The sequence below is a fragment of the Allorhizobium paknamense genome (assembly GCF_030815125.1).
In the GTDB taxonomy this organism is placed as follows: domain Bacteria; phylum Pseudomonadota; class Alphaproteobacteria; order Rhizobiales; family Rhizobiaceae; genus Allorhizobium; species Allorhizobium paknamense.
In genome coordinates, this window is the sequence record NZ_JAUSWH010000012.1 from 75,497 (window position 1) to 91,826 (window position 16,330).

Annotated in this window: 14 protein-coding genes; 5 read left to right on the plus strand and 9 right to left on the minus strand. The window is 61.8% G+C overall.

Going from position 1 to position 16,330, the window contains the following annotated elements:
- Window positions 1-56: 56 nt before the first annotated feature.
- The 3 genes from QO005_RS17100 to QO005_RS17110 all read right to left on the minus strand — a co-directional run bounded on the left by QO005_RS17100 (window position 57) and on the right by QO005_RS17110 (window position 3,763).
- Window positions 57-350 (minus strand): hypothetical protein, encoded by a 294-nt coding sequence (locus tag QO005_RS17100; protein WP_307159277.1) that lies wholly within the window; start codon window positions 348-350, stop codon window positions 57-59.
- Window positions 347-2,644: an FdhF/YdeP family oxidoreductase gene (locus QO005_RS17105; protein ID WP_307159278.1), complete on the minus strand. Its 2,298-nt coding sequence runs from the start codon at window positions 2,642-2,644 to the stop codon at window positions 347-349. Before QO005_RS17105 ends, QO005_RS17100 begins: the two co-directional genes overlap by 4 nt.
- A 162-nt stretch (window positions 2,645-2,806) precedes the next feature.
- Window positions 2,807-3,763 carry a sugar-binding transcriptional regulator gene (locus QO005_RS17110; RefSeq protein ID WP_307159279.1) on the minus strand — a complete coding sequence of 319 codons (957 nt, stop codon included), beginning with the start codon at window positions 3,761-3,763 and terminating at the stop codon, window positions 2,807-2,809.
- Window positions 3,764-3,976: 213 nt separating this feature from the next.
- On the opposite strand from QO005_RS17110, the gene QO005_RS17115 reads away from it, so the two are divergent.
- From QO005_RS17115 to QO005_RS17125, 3 genes are all read left to right on the plus strand, one after another.
- Entirely contained in the window at window positions 3,977-4,777 is an 801-nt protein-coding gene (locus QO005_RS17115) for an HpcH/HpaI aldolase family protein (protein ID WP_307159280.1), read from the plus strand.
- 11 nt (window positions 4,778-4,788) lie between these two features.
- Entirely contained in the window at window positions 4,789-5,484 is a 696-nt protein-coding gene (gene ung, locus QO005_RS17120) for a uracil-DNA glycosylase (protein ID WP_307159281.1), read from the plus strand.
- 122 nt (window positions 5,485-5,606) lie between these two features.
- Entirely contained in the window at window positions 5,607-6,839 is a 1,233-nt protein-coding gene (locus QO005_RS17125; protein WP_307159282.1) for an NAD(P)/FAD-dependent oxidoreductase, read from the plus strand.
- Between the two features lie 82 nt (window positions 6,840-6,921).
- Here QO005_RS17125 and QO005_RS17130 read toward each other — a convergent pair whose 3' ends face one another.
- The 3 genes from QO005_RS17130 to QO005_RS17140 all read right to left on the minus strand — a co-directional run bounded on the left by QO005_RS17130 (window position 6,922) and on the right by QO005_RS17140 (window position 10,809).
- Window positions 6,922-8,976, minus strand: a complete 2,055-nt coding sequence (locus tag QO005_RS17130) for a hypothetical protein (RefSeq protein ID WP_307159283.1) — start codon at window positions 8,974-8,976, stop codon at window positions 6,922-6,924.
- A gap of 229 nt (window positions 8,977-9,205) precedes the next feature.
- Window positions 9,206-10,504 (minus strand): adenylosuccinate synthase, encoded by a 1,299-nt coding sequence (locus QO005_RS17135; RefSeq protein ID WP_307159284.1) that lies wholly within the window; start codon window positions 10,502-10,504, stop codon window positions 9,206-9,208.
- Complete coding sequence (locus tag QO005_RS17140; RefSeq protein WP_307159285.1) at window positions 10,501-10,809, minus strand: hypothetical protein; 309 nt, start codon at window positions 10,807-10,809, stop codon at window positions 10,501-10,503. The genes QO005_RS17135 and QO005_RS17140 overlap by 4 nt, the downstream gene beginning before the upstream one ends.
- On the opposite strand from QO005_RS17140, the gene QO005_RS17145 reads away from it, so the two are divergent.
- Window positions 10,808-11,695, plus strand: a complete 888-nt coding sequence (locus QO005_RS17145) for a DMT family transporter (RefSeq protein WP_307159286.1) — start codon at window positions 10,808-10,810, stop codon at window positions 11,693-11,695. The two genes, QO005_RS17140 and QO005_RS17145, sit on opposite strands and share 2 nt — an antisense overlap.
- Before the next feature lie 3 nt (window positions 11,696-11,698).
- Here the strand turns inward: QO005_RS17145 and QO005_RS17150 are convergent, their stop codons facing one another.
- From QO005_RS17150 to QO005_RS17160, 3 genes are all read right to left on the minus strand, one after another.
- Window positions 11,699-12,475 (minus strand): metallophosphoesterase family protein, encoded by a 777-nt coding sequence (locus QO005_RS17150; protein ID WP_307159287.1) that lies wholly within the window; start codon window positions 12,473-12,475, stop codon window positions 11,699-11,701.
- Window positions 12,476-12,701: 226 nt separating this feature from the next.
- Entirely contained in the window at window positions 12,702-13,103 is a 402-nt protein-coding gene (locus QO005_RS17155) for a DUF1236 domain-containing protein (protein ID WP_307159288.1), read from the minus strand.
- Window positions 13,104-13,394: 291 nt separating this feature from the next.
- Window positions 13,395-14,630, minus strand: a complete 1,236-nt coding sequence (locus QO005_RS17160) for an MFS transporter (protein WP_307159289.1) — start codon at window positions 14,628-14,630, stop codon at window positions 13,395-13,397.
- A 317-nt stretch (window positions 14,631-14,947) separates the two neighbouring features.
- Here QO005_RS17160 and QO005_RS17165 point away from each other — a divergent pair, with 317 nt between their 5' ends.
- Window positions 14,948-16,207, plus strand: coding sequence for an arsenic transporter (locus QO005_RS17165; protein WP_307159290.1), 1,260 nt, complete (start codon window positions 14,948-14,950; stop codon window positions 16,205-16,207).
- Window positions 16,208-16,330 lie beyond the last annotated feature (123 nt).

Below are 16,330 nucleotides of genomic sequence, written 5' to 3' on the forward strand. Positions count from 1 at the left end.
TTTATGTGTGAAGCAAAATTTTATCGATCCTCGTTTCACTCCGGTCGAATTATGCTCTAGGCGGGTAAAATGTCTGTTGTTGCTTCTGTTTGTTCGAAATAGCGGCGCAGGGTTCTCATATCGCGCCTGGTGATGCGGATAAGACCCAGTGCTTCCAGTGCGGTCAGCTCCCGCAACACCAGCGCATGTTCCACACCGAGCAGGCGGGAAAAACTGCGGCTGTCATGGGCAATGCCCAGCGCCGAGGCGGCCAGAATGCCCGCCTGCAGGCCGGAGAGCCGGGCATCGCGTGTCGCGATCTGCCCGGCCAGATCCATGAAATCGTCTGCTTCGACGGCAATGGCGCTCACGCCGCCTGCCGCCTGTTGCGGAAGGAGACCATGATGGATTTCGAGGTGGGGGTATCGCTTTCCGTCCCGGCGCTGCCCAGGGGCACCAGCACGTTCAGCTCCGGATAATATCCGGCAATCGAGCCGCGCGGAATATCATAGGGCACGAAGCGGAAGCTTTTCGCCACGCGCTCCACGCCGTCATCATATTCGCTCACCACATCGACGCGGTCGCCGGCGCTCGCATTCAGCGCCTTCAGGTCTTCCGGGTGAATGAAGATCACCTGCCGCTCGCCATAAACGCCGCGATAGCGGTCATCGAGACCGTAAACCGTGGTGTTATACTGATCGTGCGAGCGGAAGGTTTGCAGGGCAAAGCGGTTTTCGCCCCTGGCGGCGCGCTGATGCACGGTCTCGCTGGGAAGCGTGCCGGTGTAGAAGCTCGCCTTGCCCTTCGGCGTGTTCCATTCGCGATGCGCTGCACTGTTGCGCAGATGAAAACCGCGCGGCTTGCGCAGGCGGGTGTTGAAATCCTCAAAACCCGGAATGGTCGCTTCGATATGGCGGCGGATCAGGTCGTAATCCTCCGCCAGTTCCTGCCAATTGACGTTTGCGTTGCCGACGGTTGCTTCGGCAATGCCCGCAAGAATCGCCACTTCCGACTTCAGATGCGGCGAGGCAGGCCGGTTGATGCCTGCCGAGCCATGCACCATGCTCATGGAATCCTCGACGCTGATCAGTTGCGACTGGCCCTTGGAGTTCAGGTCCATTTCCGTGCGGCCAAGGCAGGGCAGGATATAGGACACTTCGCCCGGCATCAGATGCGAATGGTTGGGCTTGGTGGCGATGTTCACCGTCAGCTTCATCCGGCCCATGGCCTCAGCGACCAGCCTGCTGTCAGGCGTGGCGCGGGCGAAATTGCCGCCAAGCGCAATGAAGGCTTCCGCCGTGCCATCCAGCATGGCGCCGATGGCGGCCAGAACATTGTGGCCTTCTTCACGCGGCATTGCTACGCCGAAATGCTGCTCCAGCGCATCGAGAAAAGCGGCGGGCGGCTTTTCGTTGATGCCCACCGTGCGGTCGCCCTGCACGTTGGAGTGGCCGCGCACCGGGCAAAGCCCGGCCCCTGGCCTGCCGATATTGCCGCGCAGGAACATGAAGCTGGCGATTTCGCGAATGGTCGGCACGGAATGGATATGCTGGGTTACGCCCATGGCCCAGGTGCAGATCACCCGCTCGGCCTTCAGGTAAACCTGCGCCGCCTCTTCAATCTCAGCCCGCGTCAAGCCGGACTGGTCCTCGATCGCTTCCCAGCTCGTGGCATCGACAGCGGCGCGGTAGGCGTCGAAATCGGCGCAATGCTCGGCGAGGAAGGCGCGGTCCAGAAGGGAGGGAAGGCCAGCGGCAAGGGCGGCATCGTCAGCGGCGAAGACGGCCTTGCTCATGCCGCGCACGGCGGCCATATCGCCGCCCAGACGCGGCTGGAAATAGCGGCTGGCAATGGAGGTGGAGCCGCCATGCAGCATTTCCAGCTTGTCCTGCGGATCGGAAAATCGTTCCAGACCCTTTTCCCGCACCGGATTGAACACTACGATTTCGGCGCCGCGCAGCGAAGCCCGGCGCAGATCGCCCAGCATGCGCGGGTGGTTGGTGCCCGGGTTCTGGCCGATCACGAAAATCGCATCCGCCTTTTCGAAATCCTCCAAGAGCACCGTGCCCTTGCCGACGCCAATGGCCTGACGCAGGGCAACGCCGCTTGCCTCATGGCACATGTTGGAGCAGTCCGGGAAATTATTGGTGCCGTAAAGCCGCACGAACAATTGGTAGAGATAGGCCGCCTCATTGCTGGCGCGGCCGGAAGTGTAGAATTCGGCGCGGTTGGGACTGTCGAGGCTTTTCAGGATGGCGCCGATCTCGGCAAAGGCCTCCTCCCAGCGCACTGGCAGGTATCGGTCGCTTGCCCGGTCATAGCGCATGGGGTGGGTGAGACGCCCGTTCAATTCCAATTCGTAATCGGAAAGCTGTTTCAACGCCGAAACGGTGTGCGCTGCAAAAAATGCAGGTGTCGCGCGTTTTTCCGTCGCTTCCCAGGACACGGCCTTGACGCCGTTTTCACAGAATTCGAAGGAAGAACCGTGTTCAGGATCGCCCCAGGCGCAGCCAGGGCAGTCAAAACCGTCCGGCTGGTTGGCTTTCAACAATGTGCGGGCGCCCGAAAGAGGCGCGCCACTTTCCAGAAGCCGCTTGCCGCAGCTTTTCAACGCACCCCAGCCACCGGCCGCAGCGGATTTTTTTCCAATGAAATTCGTCGTCATGGGGCGTGTATTGGCGCAAAACTGACGAAGATCAATCCGGTTGGCGGAATGGTCCGATAGGAAATTTCTATCATTTCGCCGCATGGGCAGGCAAACTATTGCGGATCTGAAATTTTTTCTTTTCGTTTCAGCATCTTGCCCCGCATAATGCGCTGCAACACTTCATTCATCCTGAAGCAGGAATTGTGCGGCGTCTTCATCGGTGATCAGGGCGTTGATCCGCCCGCCCCGGACGGCGGCAAGGATGGCGGCATGCTTGCGCCGTCCGCGTGCCATACCGATCACGCTTGAGGTTTCGCGGGAGGGAATTTCGATACTGGCGACCCGCTGGTTGACCGGATGGTCGAGCAATTGCCCTTGCGCATCGAAGACCCAGCCACAGATTTCGCCGGTGGCGCCGACGGCCAGAAGCTCGCGCATCTCGGGCTCCTTCAGGAAGCCATCCTGCAGCAGCGGCGCGCTCATGGTCATTTCGCCGATACCGACGAAGGTCACATCGGATTTGCGGCCGATCTCGATGGTGGGCGCCACCAGCGGCTGGCGGTGCAGGAGGTCGCGCTCCTCGCGCGAGGAGACGATGACCGGCAGCGGCATGGGAAAATGCGGCGCCTTCACCGCATCGGCCATGGAGAAGATGACGTTGAAATAGGCCGCCGAGCCATCCGGACTGATATTGCCGGTGAGCGAGACGATGCGGTGCTGCGGGCATTCCATCGGGGAAAGCTGGTCCACCACGGCGCGCAGCGTGCGCCCGGTGCCCATGGCCACGGTCAGCGGCTCGGGCCGTTTCAGCCAGCGCTCCAGTTCCGCCGCGCCCGCCTCGGCAATGCCGGTGGTGGCCGCTTCCGCGCCGGGGTCGCTGGGCACGATCTCCACATGTTTCAGATTGAATTTCTGTTTGACCGCTTCCGCCAGTTCCAGGCACACGGCAATGGGGTGGTCGATGCGCACCTTCACCAGTTTTTCCGCCACCGCCAGCGAAACAAGACGCTGGGCGCTCTGGCGGGAAATGTTCATGGCGCTGGCAATCTCGTCCTGGGTGCGCCCTGCCACATAATAGAGCCAGCCCGCCCGGGCAGCATCATCCAGCCTGGAATTGGAAACCGTCTTGCGCGCCATGTCGAACCTCCACCACCTTCGACCTAAACAGGATTTTCAAAGGATGACCACCGCTTTTTGACTAAAATCCAAGCAAAATAAAGGGCAACCTGCTTTCAGCCCCGCAAGATGCGCAATGCCTGACCGTTCGTGTCTTTTTAAGATTTAAGCCTTTGCGCAATCCGTCGGGAGGGCTATCAACAGCCCTGCCGTTCGTCTTCGATGGAGTAGCCCATGCCCGTTCCCGTCAATGCCTTCAAGCAGGCGCTCTCGCAACCCGGCCCCATATTGCAGGGCTTATGGGTGGCGCTGGCCAGTCCGCATGTGGCCGAACTCTGCGCGGGGGCGGGATTTGACTGGATCCTGATCGATGCCGAACATGGGCCGAACGATATTCCGCTGGTGGCGCAGCAATTGGCTGTGACCCAGCATCTGCCCGCGCAGCGGATCGTGCGTCTGCCAGCGGGTGAAAGCTGGCTGATCAAGCAGGCACTGGATATCGGCGCTCAAACCCTGCTCATTCCCATGGTCGATACGCCGGAACAGGCGCTTGCCGCGGCACGGGCCTGCCGCTACCCGCCGGACGGCACGCGCGGCATGGGGGCGGGGCTTGGGCGGGCTTCGAATTTCGGGCGCGTCGGCGATTATGTGGCGACCGCCAATGATCAGGTCTGCCTGATCGTGCAGATCGAAAGCCGCCTTGCCATGGAAAACCTTGAGGCCATTGCCGAAACGCCGGGTGTCGATGCGCTGCTGATCGGCCCCGCCGACCTTGCCGGTGATCTCGGCTTTCCCGGCCGCGCCAATGTGCCGGAGGTCTATGCGGCGGTGGAGGAGATTTTCGCCCGCCTCAAAGCCCTCGGCAAGCCTGCCGGCATCATGTCCACCGATCCGGCGATGATCGCGCTGTCCAGCCGTGCCGGTGCCCGTTTCATCGCCACGGAAAGCGATACGGGTCTTCTCGCAAGGGCCGCCGCTGCCCATCTTTCCCGCGTAAAGGGTGAGACGGATGATGCCGAGACCATGACTTATTGAGGAGTGATGCCATGCCTGCGACAGAACCGCGTCTGGAGGAAAGCTGGAAGGCCGTTGTCGGCCAGGAATTCGGCCAGCCTTACATGCAGCATCTCAAGCAGTTTCTGCTGGCGGAGAAGGAGGAGGGCAAGCACATCTTTCCCAAGGGCTCGGAATATTTCCGGGCGCTGGACCTCACGCCCATCGATCAGGTGCGCGTCGTCATTCTGGGTCAGGATCCCTATCACGGTGCGGGGCAGGCCCATGGCCTGTGCTTTTCCGTGCGGCCCGGCGTGCGCATTCCGCCCTCGCTCGTCAATATCTACAAGGAGTTGAAGGAGGATCTCGGCATTCCGCCAGCGCCCCATGGCTTTCTGGAACATTGGGCACGACAGGGGGTTCTGCTCCTCAACAGCGTCTTGACGGTCGAGGAGGGCCGGGCCGGGTCGCATCAGGGCCAGGGTTGGGAGACCTTTACCGACCGCGTCATCCATGCGGTGGCTGAAACACGCGAGCATGTGGTGTTCATGCTCTGGGGGGCCTATGCCCAGAAAAAGGCGAGCTTCGTCGATCCGAAGCGGCATCTGGTGTTGAAAGCCCCGCATCCTTCGCCGCTCTCCGCCCATAACGGTTTCTTCGGCTGCCGGCATTTTTCCAAGGCAAACGCCTATCTTGAGTCTCAAGGACTTGACCCTATCGACTGGAGGTTGCCAGTTTTGGAAGGTTAACCTTTCCTCTCGTAGACCTCCCAAATTTAGTAGATTTTCATTTCCACGGAACTTGTCATTATGGCGCGCGCGTGGGGGCTGCGAGAGTAAGGGGGGTGCATATCAGAGTGTTTCCAGGAAAAGTGGAATCCGGTTTTCCGTCCGGAAACACGTCAAAACACTCTAACGGCGAAGACTGGCCGGTCTGGAAGGCGCTCGCCGAGCCAGATCCGGGTCTCACGGTTGCGCCTGAGCGCCTCTTTGCCGACCTGCTGGTGATTGGCGAGTCTCTTGCCGGGCTTTCGGCTGCCCTGCATGCTGCTCGTCTGGGGCTGGATGTCGTGCTGCTGGAGACTGCTGCGCCCGGTGCTCCGGCTCTTGCCATTCCCGATGCCTTCGTGCACTCGCCCCACTGGCCTGAGCGCGGTCATGGAGAACTGAACCTTGTGCAACCGGATGCGCCGGGCGAATTGTTTGCCTTTCTTGCCCGTGAAGATATTGAGGCCGCGCCCCGTCGCGGTGGGGTGATCCACGCCGTTTCCGGCCAGGAACAACTGGCCGTGACCGGAGAACAGGTGCGCCGCTGGCGCGCAGCCGGGGCCAATATACGGCTGCTGAACGATGCCGATATCGTCTTTCTCACCGGGGCCTGGGGCTGGACGGGCGGCTGGCTGGAAGAGGATGGCGGCACGCTCGATCCGGTCAGTCTACAGGCCGGGCTCAGGCATCTTTGCCATCAGGCAGGCGTTCGTTTTCATCTCCTGCCGGTTCTCTCGGCGCTCGAAAGCCGGGAAGGAGGGCTACAGGCTTCCCATGCCGCAGGCCGGATCGATGCCGCTTTCATGCTGCTTGCCGATAGTCGTTTGTCTCCGGCACTGGTGCCGGAACTGGCAAAAAGCCTGGTTCCTGCCCGGCTGGATGAACTGGCCAGCCTGCCGCTTTCCAGGGAGTTGCAGGGAGAAATCCTGCCCTTTGGCCATGCGGCGGTGGATGAAATTGGCGCCTTTCACTTTCTCAAAGGTCCGGGCGGTCATCTCATGGCCTCGGCGCTCTATCGCGGACGGCGCGCCCGGCAGCAGAAAACCAGCCTGGAACAGCGGCTCTATGCAGCGTCGCCGCTGCTGAAGACAGGCGATATTCTCTATCGCCGCGTCAGCCGTTTGCTCGCCACCGCCGACGGCGTTCCGCGGCTCTATCAGCCTCGGGAGCGCTTCTTCGCCCTGGCTGGCTGGGAAGAAGCCGGAGCAGCCTTGAGCTTCAGACTCGGCAGGCGGCTGGCCGAAGCCTTTGCCGGAACCGGCAATCTGGATCTGCCCGTCGATTTGCTGCGGCCTGTGAGCCTGTGGCGTCGCTGGCGGCTGCCTTGGTTTGGATGAGCGGAAGCGGGATATGCATGTCAAAAAAAGCCCGCCCGATGAGATCATCGGGCGGGCTTCGATGTATCACGGCTGGGTTTGATCAGCCGCCGTTCTGTGTGCCGCCAAGGGCGACCCATTCCTTGATGACGTTTTCGAAGATCGGCTTGCCGGTTGCGCCCTTGTCCAGCGTGATCAGCGCCCGGCGGCCATTGCGGTAGGTCACCGGAATATCGATCCAGTCGCGGCTGCGCAGCAGGTCGACATTGCGGGCCACGACTTCGGCGAAATCGTTGAAGGCGATCATGAAGGTATCGTCGGTGATCTTGGCCGGGACGGCGACGATCGGATCGCCGCGATCCTGCTCGTTGCGCTTCATGGTCACGCGCTGGACGCTGTCGATGCTGCCGCCGTCGAACTTGTCGCCGGTGGAAAACACCACTTCCAGCAGGTGGCTGGCCGGCAGCGAACTGTCGGTATTGCGCTTGAAGGTGATCAGTGCTGTCAGGCTGCGGTCCGGAATGGTCAGCTTGCCCTGGATCACCGGTTCGGCGCGGCCATTGTCACCGGTTTCCTTCACCTCGGACCAAAGGATATAGCCCTGAATGGTCGTAGGCGTGGTCTGGCCGAGGCGCTCTTCATAAAGATAGGCTTTCTGCCCGTTTTCCGGCACCACGAAGGGCGTGCCCGCCGCCGCGCCTTGCGCCGGGGCCTGGGCAGGCGTACCGGCGGGGGCCGCCACATTCTGCTGCGAGACGGAGCGGCCTTCACCCGTGGCCGGGGTGGCGGTGGAGGCGCCTTCATCCACCTCCTTGCCGTCCGGCGTCAGCCGCTGGGTGAATTTGCGCGGATTGCCGTCACCGGCAGCCGCATTTGCAGGCTGCTGCTGCCCCGTGCTGGCCGGGGTCGATGCCGGTGTCGTGGTGCTGTTGCCGGAAGAACTGCGGTTGGTGAAACTCGCCAGCATCGCATCCAGGCTGGCGCGGTTCATCCAGGCGGCATAACCGCCACCGGCGGCCAGCAGCACCAGCACCAGAATGATGACATAGGGCATGATCCCGCGGCTCTTGCTGCGGGAGGTCTTCTTGCCGCTCTTGGCAAGAACCGCCGCCATTTCCTCCGGGCTATGGGTCGGCTTGCGGGTTGTCTTGGTTTTCTTGGGCGCGGGCGCCGGTGCTTCGGCAACCGGCGGCGGCGTGAAATCCGAAATCCAGGCCGGATCGTCTGCCTTGCGCGCGTCTTCGCCGGAGACTTCGCCGAAGCTCACCTGCTGATCGGCCTTCTCCCAATGCAGGAGATCATCCGGCGTATGCTGCGGCGGCTCCCGGCGATTGCCGGCATTTTCGCGCACGAAGGCGTCAAAATCGTTGAGCGCGGAGGCTTCATCGAAGGCGGGCGGCGTGGCCTGCGGAATGGAGACGGGGCGGCTGGCGGCCTCATGCGAAACCGCCTGGGCCGGGCGGGGCGCATGCGCTGCCACCTCGTCCAGATGTTCGTCCAGCCAGGCATCGGTGCTGTTGCGGCGCGCCGTCTCGGCGGCGGCTGCAGGCGGTGTCAACGGTGCACCCCAGCCCGGGGGTTCGTCGTGTACCGGCGTGAAGGCCGGGTGCGGCTCGGGCTCTACCGGCTGCTGCGGCGCATCGTGATGCGCCACCGGCTCCGGCGTTGCCTCTTCCCAGCGCACCGGTTCCTCGTGGTGATGCGGTTCCTCGTGATAGACGGGTTCCGCCACCGGTGCAGGCGGTTCGTGATAGGGTTCCGGCTCGTGGTCATAGGCCGGGGGCTCGGGCTGATGCGGCTCGGGCTCGTGATAGGCCTCCGGCTCTTGATGGGGCTCGGGCCGGTAAGGTTCCGGGTCGTGGACCTCGGCATGATCAGGCTGCGGCGGCTGGTAGGGCTCTGCCTCCCGCTCCGGCGCATAGGCCGGCTCGTCCAGGGGCGGCAGGGCCTCGGCATATTCCGATTCCACGTCGACGATGGCGGCTTCGAGCTTTTCGAGCTGGCGGCGCAGCATTTCCTCTGGGGGCCGCGGCGTCATGTTCTCGAGCTGCCGGCGAACCGCGCCGCGAGCCTTTTCATAGACCTTTACGCGCATTTCCGGGGTATTGTTCGACAGGCCGTCCACGGCGCGCCGAATAACTGCTACGAAATCTGCCATCCGAAACTACTCTTGGTCCCTCGCCGAAAGACACTTTGGGTTGAAGCATCGAACCGGAAAATCCTCGGGATTTTCATCGCAATCCGATGCAGATACAAGAAATGGAGCGGCGTCATCCCCGTAATCGAACGTCCGTCATTCCACCAGGCTCAGCAAAGCCGCAAGGGCCACTCGAAAAACAACATGATGTCATTTTTCGACATGGCCCTGTTTTTAATGAAAATCAACCTTAATCCTCAAACGGGTCCGTCACAAGTATGGTGTCGTCCCGCTCGGGGCTGGTTGACAGCAGCGCCACCGGCGCGCCGATCAGTTCCTCCACCTGCCGCACATATTTGATCGCCTGGGCGGGAAGATCGGCCCATTTGCGCGCGCCGACGGTGGATTCCTTCCAGCCTTCGAGCGTGATGTAGATCGGCTCTACCCGGGCCTGGGCGGCCTGGGCAGCGGGCAGATAGTCAATCTCCTGGCCATCGAGCTTGTAGCCGACGCAGATCTTCAGCTCGTCCAGCCCGTCCAGAACGTCGAGCTTGGTCAGCGCAATACCGGTAATGCCGTTGGTGGCGACCGACTGGCGCACCAGCGCGGCATCGAACCAGCCGCAGCGGCGCTTGCGGCCCGTGACCGTGCCGAATTCATGGCCGCGCTCGCCAAGGAACTGGCCGATCTCGTCAGTCAGTTCGGTCGGGAAGGGGCCTTCGCCGACGCGGGTGGTATAGGCCTTGGTGATGCCGAGAATATATCCCAGCGAACCCGGACCCATGCCCGACCCTGCCGCCGCCTGACCGGCCACCGTGTTGGACGAGGTGACGAAGGGATAGGTGCCGTGGTCGATATCAAGCAGCGAGCCCTGTGCGCCTTCGAACAGAATGCGCGAGCCCTTGCGGCGCTCCTTGTCCAGCAGGCTCCAGACACTGTCCATGAAGGGCAGGACCTGATCGGCGATGGAGGTCAGTTCCTCCATTATCGTGCTGTGCTCCACTTCGGCCACGCCAAAGCCGCGACGCAGCGCGTTGTGATGGGTGAGAATGCGATCGACCTTGCCTTCCAGCGCGTCGAGATCGGCCAGATCCATGACGCGGATGGCGCGGCGGCCCACCTTGTCCTCATAGGCCGGGCCGATGCCGCGCCGTGTGGTGCCGATCTTGGTGCCGCTGTTGGAGGCGGCGTCTTCGCGCATGCCGTCCAGTTCGCGGTGCAGCGAAAGAATGAGCGTGGCGTTTTCGGCGATGCGCAGGTTTTCCGGCGTCACCTTCACACCCTGGGCGGCGAGCTTGCCGATTTCGGCGATCAGCGCATGCGGATCCACCACCACGCCATTGCCGATCACCGCCATCTTGCCTTCGCGCACCACGCCGGAGGGCAGAAGCGACAGCTTGTAGGAAACGCCATCGATGACGAGCGTATGGCCGGCATTATGGCCGCCCTGGAAGCGCACCACGATATCCGCGCGCTCGGAGAGCCAATCGACAATCTTGCCCTTGCCTTCGTCGCCCCATTGGGAGCCAACCACCACGACATTCGTCATTTCAAAATCCTGTCCTTCACGCGGCCTGCTTCTCCCGCGCCATCTTCACGCATGGCCGTGAAGCCATGCCAAACCCGCGCATCTATACTGCGTTGTTTTTCCAAAAGCGACCCGTTTGTGAGGAAACTCCGCATTTTCAAAAGGTAATCGCCGCATTGACGGGCAGGGGGCCGGTTTTTGCCCGCCTTGGTGGTGCAGGCTGCCAAAAGCGCTTCACAGCATCCTTCACAGCGGCTAAGACCGATTAACCCTAACTCCGCGTGATGTCCGGTCGCGCTGCTTTTTCGCAGGAAAAACATACCCATGCCGGCCAGAGCCTATGCCTATCTCATCCTGACCACTCTGCTTTGGGGCGGCAATGCCGTGGCCGGCAAGCTGGCGGTGGGGCATGTCAGCCCGATGTTTCTCAATCTCGTGCGCTGGATGCTGGCCTTCCTGGCCGTTCTTGCCGTATCACTGCCGCAAATCCGCGCCGATTGGCCGCTGCTGAGGCGGCACTGGCTGCTGCTTCTGGCGCTCGGGGCGATTGGCTTCACGGCCTTCAACGGCTTTCTCTATAGTGCTGTGCAATATACCAGCGTCGTCAATGCCGTGATCGAGCAGGGCGGCGTGCCGGTGGTGATCTTCCTGTTGAATTTCCTGCTGTTTCGCGTGCCGGTCTCTGCCCTGCAGATCATCGGCTTTTCCATCAGCTTCGTCGGGGTGGCGATCACCGCCGGTCACGGAGACCTGAAGAGCCTTCTGTCGCTGACGCTGAATTTTGGCGATCTGCTGATGCTGCTGGGCGTGCTGTGCTATAGCGTTTACACGGTCGCTCTTCGTTTCAAGCCGCCGGTGCACTGGAAAAGCCTGATGGCGGCCACCGCCCTCGGCGCCATTCTGGCGGGCATTCCGCTTCTGGTCTTCGAGGCTGCCGCCGGGCGCATGGTCACGCCGGACGGGTTCGGCCTGCTGCTGATCCTCTATACTGGCCTGCTGCCGGCGCTGGTGTCGCAAATTCTCTATATCCGCGGGGTGGACATTATCGGGCCGAACCGGGCCGGGCTGTTCGTCAATCTGGTGCCGGTCTTCGGCACCATTCTCTCGGTCCTGCTGGTGGGGGAAGACCTTCATCTTTTCCACGTCGTGGCGCTGACCCTGGTGCTAGGCGGCATTGCCATTGCAGAACTGGGCAAGGGGCGGCGAACGTAAACGTCAGATCAGGCTCGGCACGCCGTCCACGATCCTCAGCACGCTGAGACGGCCCGTGGCATAGGCGGCTGTGTCGATGCCGATGCGGTTCTTGCCGAAGGTGACGCTGTCGCTCGGCGTGTGGCCATGCACGACGGTAAAAGGCAGTTCCGGGCCGCGATTGAGGAAGGGTTCGCGGATCCACATCAGGTCTTCATCCGTCTGGCTCTCCAGCGCCTGACCGGGCTTGAGGCCCGCATGCACGAAGACGAACTGCCCGATGGTGAGCAGCGACGGCAGCGACTTGAACCAGTCATAATGCTCAACCGGCACGGCCTTGCCGATCTGGTGGGTGAGGGCGGCCAGTCCACCTTCCTGCAAGGCCTGATCGAGATCGATCCCGTAGGAATAGAGCGTTGCAGCAGCGCCGAAATCCAGCCAGCGCCGGGCGCCGGACGGGTCTTCCAGAAAATGGCAGAAGACGTCGTCATGATTGCCGCACAGCGTCACGCGGTCGAAATCCGGCCCCAGCGGCTTCATCAGATGGTCCACCACCCGGCGCGAAGACGGGCCGCGGTCTATATAATCCCCCAGCATGACGATCAGCTTGCGGCCATCGCGGCCTGCGGCATCACGCAGGATGCGGCATTCGGCATCCAGCAATTCGGCAAAACACCCATGCACATCGCCCACGGCATACATCGCCGAGAAGCGACCGGGCTCGATGACAACACGGTTTCGCATGCCGACCAAGGTGGATTCAGATCCTGTGTCGAGGAATTTACGCAATAACTTTATCATATCGGTTCCAGCATCCCTCAACCTTTGTAGTCCTCCCCGGGGGCGGACACAATCTTCGGCAGCCGTCACATCTTATTTACAATGTAGTAAGGTTAATTTCGCAGGCGGAAGCGGCGATCACGAGGGGCAGGGGCGATGTTGGCTGGGAGATGAAACCTCAAACACCCCGGCAGCGAGAGGCTACCGGGGTGTTTGACGATGCCGCGAAAGCATCTTTCACAGGCGATTATTCCACCACGTCAACCACGACATAGGACTGCGGATCAACAATGACCCGCTGGTCGTTGACAATGGCATAGGCATAGTGCGGATCTTCCGGCACCGGGGTCACCACCACCTGGCGCGGCAGCGGCTTGCCGACCACGACCTTCTGCTCCACCACATAGGGCTGAGCCGGGGCGGGCTGCTGTTCCACATAGGTGACGACGCGCTGCGGCGGCGGATCGATCGCCGTACCGGCAATGGCGCCGGCCACGCCACCCACGGCGGCACCCACCGGACCACCGACAATCGCGCCGGTCACGGCCCCGCCGGCGGCACCCGTTACGGTGCTGTCCTGGGCAAGGGCTGCCGTGGAAAAGGAAGCGGCAAGTGCCGCAGCAAGAACAAGGCTGGTTGTCGTCTTCATGGGTCTTTCCTTCCTCTCGTTTCGATGGCGGAAAAACTGCCGAGCTGAAGATTTGTTCCTTATCGAGGTAAGCAAGTTTTGGATATTTTTTCGTTCATTTTCGGTTCATATTCCGGATGTGTCAGTACACACTCCGTTTCAAGGCGTATTTTGATGTTATTTTCTTGATGTTGTTTTTTATACACTGGATATTTTGCCTTTGTTCCGGGATAATTGTAAAAAATGCCGGTTGTGGCGCAAAATATGCAGGAGGCCTCACGGGGGAGGCGCTCCTTCACGTCCCCGCTTGTCTCACGCCGCCGCCTTGGTCTGTGGCCTGTGAGGTGTCATCTGATGGCGCGTCATGAGAAAGACGGCCACGGCCAGCGCCGAAACGCCGCCATGCACGGCATAGGCCAGGGCATAGCCGCCCTTTTCTGTCAGCCAGCCGGCCACCACATTGCTGGAGGCGGCGCCAATGCCCTGAAGGGTCATGACGGCGGCCAGCCCTGCATTGAAGCGCCCGGTACCGGAAAGAATGCGCTCGGCGGCGATGGGCGTGACAATGCCGATCAGCCCTGCGCCGACACCATCGAGGATCTGCACGGGATAGATGGAGCCGAAGCTGTGAAAGGTGGCGGCGATGGCGCCGCGCACCGGCAGCGCAATGAGGGCCGCCAGCAGTACATTGCCAAGGCCTATCCTGCGGATGAGCCAGGGCGCAACCAGCGCCACGAAGATCATCGACACCTGTGAAACCCCGGTGGTAATGGCGGTGGTGCGGAAGGGGCTGCCCAGTTGCACGGAGAAATCCTGCGCAATCAACCGGCTGATCGGCGCATTGCCGAAATGGAAGATCATCAGGATCACCGCCAGAAACAGCAGTCCGCGCCGCTCCAGCAGAACGTCGAAGCCGGAGGGCTGCTTTTGCCCGTCATCCTCGTTCAAACCGCGTGCGGCGTCGTGGTCGATTTCGCTGGCATCGATGGCCAGAACGGCGGCAATGGTGGCAAGCGCCGTGGCGACCATCAGCCAGACCACGCCAGTCTGACCGAAAGCGCCGCTGATGAAGAAAATGCAGGCCAGTGAAAACACATTGCCGGTATGGTTCCAGGTCTCGTTGCGCGCCACCTGATCGGAAAACGCCCGTTCACCGACAAGCCCAAGCGTCAGCCCCATCAGCGCCGGACCAATCACCGCGCCGACAATGGCGGTTGCCGATTGACCGCCGAAGACGGCGAGATTGTCGGGAGAGGCAAGCGTCCACAACGCCGCCGCTGTAATCAGGATGACGGGGAGAATGATCAGCGTGCGCTTGCGGTGCGAGGCATCGACCACGGCACCAAACAGCGGCGTTGCCACCAGCCCCAGTACGCCGCCGAGCGTCGCCAGCACGCCGAGCGACATCGGTTTCCAGCCATGCGTGGCCAGAAATCCGTCGAGAAAGGGACCGAGTCCATCCCGCGCATCCGCGAGAAAGAAATTCAAACCTGCAAGGGCAAGAAGCGACCGCCGGCTGACGGAATGGGAACGGTGATGATGATCCAAGTGCAGCCTCTAGAGCATTTCCAGGAAAAGTGGGAACCGGTTTCGCGCAGGAAATTATTCGAAAACAAAGGGTTGTAGCCAGGTACCAGACCGTGTGAAACAAGAGTTGGCCAGGTTGCAGCACGTGGAGCCTTTGTCGTTGCGATCGGTCTGGCCGGACGGGCAGAACTATCGGCGGCCAGCCGCATAACTGCGGCATCGGGAATTTGTTCCCAAAATGCGAAGGTTATGGGACGCGGAATGGACTTTTCGCTCAAGACCGCTATCTGTCGCCCAGACTTTATTCTGCCCAGCCTTCACTCTGCATTGGATCCTGCATGACCAGCCATTCTATCGTTTGGGGAATTTCCGCCCTCTCCGTCGCGGGCGTCATTGGCCGGCCTTTCGGCTGGCCTGAAGCCGTCTGGGCCGTTCTGGGCGCTGCCCTTCTTCTGGCTCTTGGCCTGATTGCGCCAGCCGATGTGCTGACCGGCGTGGCAAAGGGCTATGACGTTTATTTCTTCCTGATCGGCATGATGCTGTTATCGGAACTGGCGCGGCGCGAGGGCTTGTTCGACTGGCTTGCGGCGCTGGCCACCGCGCGCGCCAGAGGCTCGGCCTTCCGGCTCTTCGCGCTCATTTACGGTGTGGGCGTGCTGGTGACGGCCTTTTTGTCGAACGACGCCACCGCCGTGGTGTTGACGCCTGCGGTCTACGCGGCAACCCGGGCAGCAAGGCTCAAGGATCCCATGCCCTATCTGCTGATCTGCGCCTTCATCGCCAATGCGGCAAGCTTCGTGCTGCCCATTTCCAATCCGGCCAATCTGGTGATCTTCGGCGGCGGCACCATGCCGCCGCTTGGCAAGTGGCTCACAACCTTCACCCTGCCGTCGCTGGTGGCGATCATCGTCACCTTTGCCATGCTCTACTGGACGGTGCGCAAGCGGCTGAGCGCCGAACAGCCGGAACGGGAGATCGAAACACCGCATCTCAGCCACGGAGCCCGGCTTGCCGGTGGCGGCCTCGCGCTGACCGCTGTCATTCTCATCCTGGCCTCGGCGCTCGGTCTCGATCTCGGCCTGCCCACCTTCGTGGCCGGAACGATCACCACACTTCTGGTTCTGGCGCTCAACCGCCAAAACCCCTGGCCCACCGTCAAGGGCATTTCCTGGAGCGTGCTGCCGCTGGTAGCCGGACTTTTCGTGCTGGTGGAGGCGCTGGACAAGACGGGGCTGACCGGTCTGCTGGCCGATCTTCTGTCGCAGGCCTCCGCTGCGCATCCTTCGCTGTCGATCATGGGCACGGGGCTCATCACCGGCTTCATGACCAATCTGGTCAATAACCTCCCCGCAGGTCTGGTGGCGGGCGCAACCGTGCAGGCGGCGCATGCCTCCGATACGCTGTCTGCTGCGGTGCTGATCGGCATCGATCTTGGCCCCAACCTTTCCGTGACCGGCTCTCTCGCCACCATTCTCTGGCTTTCGGCACTGCGCCGCGAGGGCCTTTCCATGGGCACCTGGGACTTCCTGAAAATCGGCGCCGTGGTGATGATCCCGGCGCTGGTCCTGTCTCTGCTGGCGCTGATGGCGGCGGGCTAAGCATTTCCAGAAAAAGTGGGAACCGGTTTTTCGTCCGGAAATGCGGCGAGAGAGATCATTTCCAGAAAAAGTGGGGAGAGCTTAATGATTAAGCCCCGATCCAGCATAGGCCGGACCGGGGCT

Bases quoted from the DNA above. Each gene is read 5' to 3' on its own strand.
- QO005_RS17115 (WP_307159280.1), top strand. From the start codon at position 3,977: ATGCCCGTTCCCGTCAATGCCTTCAAGCAGGCGCTCTCGCAACCCGGC.
- QO005_RS17135 (WP_307159284.1), bottom strand. From the start codon at position 10,504: ATGACGAATGTCGTGGTGGTTGGCTCCCAATGGGGCGACGAAGGCAAG.
- ung (WP_307159281.1), top strand. From the start codon at position 4,789: ATGCCTGCGACAGAACCGCGTCTGGAGGAAAGCTGGAAGGCCGTTGTC.
- QO005_RS17145 (WP_307159286.1), top strand. From the start codon at position 10,808: ATGCCGGCCAGAGCCTATGCCTATCTCATCCTGACCACTCTGCTTTGG.
- QO005_RS17130 (WP_307159283.1), bottom strand. From the start codon at position 8,976: ATGGCAGATTTCGTAGCAGTTATTCGGCGCGCCGTGGACGGCCTGTCG.
- QO005_RS17105 (WP_307159278.1), bottom strand. From the start codon at position 2,644: ATGACGACGAATTTCATTGGAAAAAAATCCGCTGCGGCCGGTGGCTGG.
- QO005_RS17110 (WP_307159279.1), bottom strand. From the start codon at position 3,763: ATGGCGCGCAAGACGGTTTCCAATTCCAGGCTGGATGATGCTGCCCGG.
- QO005_RS17140 (WP_307159285.1), bottom strand. From the start codon at position 10,809: ATGGGTATGTTTTTCCTGCGAAAAAGCAGCGCGACCGGACATCACGCG.
- QO005_RS17150 (WP_307159287.1), bottom strand. From the start codon at position 12,475: ATGATAAAGTTATTGCGTAAATTCCTCGACACAGGATCTGAATCCACC.
- QO005_RS17165 (WP_307159290.1), top strand. From the start codon at position 14,948: ATGACCAGCCATTCTATCGTTTGGGGAATTTCCGCCCTCTCCGTCGCG.
- QO005_RS17155 (WP_307159288.1), bottom strand. From the start codon at position 13,103: ATGAAGACGACAACCAGCCTTGTTCTTGCTGCGGCACTTGCCGCTTCC.